The organism is Streptacidiphilus anmyonensis, from assembly GCF_000787855.1.
Taxonomy (GTDB): Bacteria; Actinomycetota; Actinomycetes; order Streptomycetales; family Streptomycetaceae; genus Streptacidiphilus; species Streptacidiphilus anmyonensis.
In genome coordinates this window covers 1-2,200 of sequence record NZ_BBPQ01000151.1, presented here as the reverse complement: position 1 = coordinate 2,200, position 2,200 = coordinate 1, and the positions used below count along the sequence as shown (strand labels likewise).

Here is a 2,200-nt window from a genome sequence, read left to right as displayed (position 1 = left end):
CTCTACCGAATGTGATCGGCGAGTTCCTGCAGGTCAGGTGTAGCCCCGGGCCGGTGGCGGGAGCCTTCGGCCGTCGGGATTTCGCGTCGGTGGAGGTGCCAGATGGCGTCGGTGCTGGGTCTGCTGGAGGAGCGGGAACTGGCCGCCCGTGAGCGCGTTGAAGTGCTGGAGGCGGAGGTGGACCGGCTGCTCGCCGAGCTCGCGCAGGCGGAAGCGGATCGACAGGGCTGGGTGATCGCGCGACAGCGTGTCGGCGAGGTGCTGTCTGCGTCGCCCGGCGGGGATGCGATCGCCGAAGACGGCCCCGCGTCGTCGGCCGCGGAACCAGTGCAGACCGCCTTCGTTGCCACTGTTGTGGTCCCACCAACGACGAAGGCTGCGCGTGCAGGGTCGATCGTGCCGGTCCGACGGCCCGGAATGGAGCCGGAGGTGCTCGCGACCGACTACCAGCGCATCCTGACGGTGCTGGCGGAGCAACCGCAGGCTGACGGCGATCTCGCGATGACTTGCCAGCAGTTCGCGATGGCGCTCGGGCTGGAGCTGACGCCGGCCCAGGTGGAGGGGGTGCGCTCGAAGGCGAAGCGGTTGGTGAACCGGGGATCGGCTCCAGGGCGGTTCGTGCTCGCCTGACCAGCGAGGAACCTACCCACCCAGGCGACGGCGGACCTCGGCCAGGCGCGCACGCTGGTCCTCGACCCAGCCGTCTGCCGGTTCGAGCACCGCCTTCACGGTCACGCGGGATGTCGGGTTGTCGTGGACGGTGACTTCGATCCCGCCCCATTCCAGTGGCTTGACCGCCAGGCCCGGGGACCGCCCGGTGTTCAGCCAGGAGGCGAAACGGCGAGTGGCAAGGTGGTTGAGCGCTTCCTCCCAGCCGTCGAGATCAGAAGGCGTGACAGCGAGCGGATAACACGCCGTGACCGTCTCTGTGGTCATGACGATTTCGCAGTCCAGCCACTGACTGTCGGGCGTCAGGCCCTTCAGCACTCGCACGCTGATGCTGTGACCACTCGTTCCTGGCGGGTCGACCAGGCGGATCAGGTCAATGGCTTCAGGAACCTCTTCCACGACAGTCCTTCCGGGTCGCCCGCGCTGAGACGGAGCCCCTGTCTGCCGTCTGCTGCGGTCAAGATACTCGGTCGCGCGGACGCCCCAGAGATCGCCGAGTGGGCCGGGCCAGTCGCCGGGTCATGAGCCGGGTCATGGACCAGAGCACCATCTGCTCGTGGACGGCGGGCAGCGTCTCGTAGTCACGCACGAGGCGGCGCGAGCGCAGCAGCCAGCCGAGGGTGCGCTCAATCATCCAGCGCCTGGGCAGCACCACGAATCCCGTGGCGTCGTCCGAGCGCTTGACGATCTGGACGGTCAGGTGCAGCTTCTCGGTCGCCCAGGCGACCAGTCGGCCTGCGTAGCCGCCGTCCGCCCAGACCAGGGTGATGCGATGGAAGCGGGCCCGCAGCTGTTCCAGCAGCGGTTTGGCCGCGTCCCGGTCCTGCACACTGGCGGCGGTGACCATCACGGCCAGCAGCAGGCCGAGGCAGTCGACCACGACGTGCCGCTTGCGGCCGTTGATCTTCTTGCCCGCGTCGTAGCCCCTGCTTGAAGAGGCCACCGTCGCGTCCGCCTTGACCGACTGGGAATCGACGATCGCGGCCGTGGGCTCGGGGTCCCGGCCGGCGTCCTCACGGACAAGGCCGCGCAGCCGGTCGTGCAGCTCGGCGAGCAAGCCCTTCACACGCCAGCGCTTGGCGAATGCGTACACGCGGTCCCAGGTGGGGAAGTCCGTCGGCATCGCGCGCCAAGTGATTCCGCCTGTGACCAGGTACCGCACAGCGTCCAACATCTGCCGGTGACAGTAGCCCTCCGGCTGCCCACCACGGCCCTCCAGCCATGCCGGTACCGGCATCGCGTCCCGCACGACCGCCCACTCCGCGTCACTCATGTCGGAGGGGTAGAAGGGCTGCCGGTCCGGACGGTCGCCCGCATTCCCGAACCGGTGAGCGAGGCAATCACACGACCGAGGAACCGAGTTGGACTCCACCGGCGTGACCACGCAAGACTGCGACACAAGGGCCTCCTGGGCTTCGGGCATTCGACAATCCCGAGCTGACCAGGAGGCCCTACCTTCATGCGCACACCCGCCGAAGATCACCCAACCGAGCCGCGCCAATCGAACCGACGCTCACCATGATCGGAACGA

The 2,200-nt window shown here is 68.4% G+C and carries 3 protein-coding genes; 1 reads left to right on the top strand and 2 read right to left on the bottom strand.

The genetic code is table 11. From position 1 onward, the window contains the following. Window positions 1-102: 102 nt before the first annotated feature. Entirely contained in the window at window positions 103-630 is a 528-nt protein-coding gene (locus TR50_RS42145) for a hypothetical protein (RefSeq protein ID WP_042436078.1), read from the top strand. Window positions 631-642: 12 nt separating this feature from the next. Here TR50_RS42145 and TR50_RS42140 read toward each other — a convergent pair whose 3' ends face one another. Further along, complete coding sequence (locus tag TR50_RS42140; protein WP_152648946.1) at window positions 643-1,068, bottom strand: DUF5959 family protein; 426 nt, start codon at window positions 1,066-1,068, stop codon at window positions 643-645. A 58-nt stretch (window positions 1,069-1,126) separates the two neighbouring features. Then, window positions 1,127-1,942, bottom strand: a complete 816-nt coding sequence (locus TR50_RS42135) for an IS5 family transposase (protein ID WP_042436073.1) — start codon at window positions 1,940-1,942, stop codon at window positions 1,127-1,129. Between the last annotated feature and the right edge of the window lie 258 nt (window positions 1,943-2,200).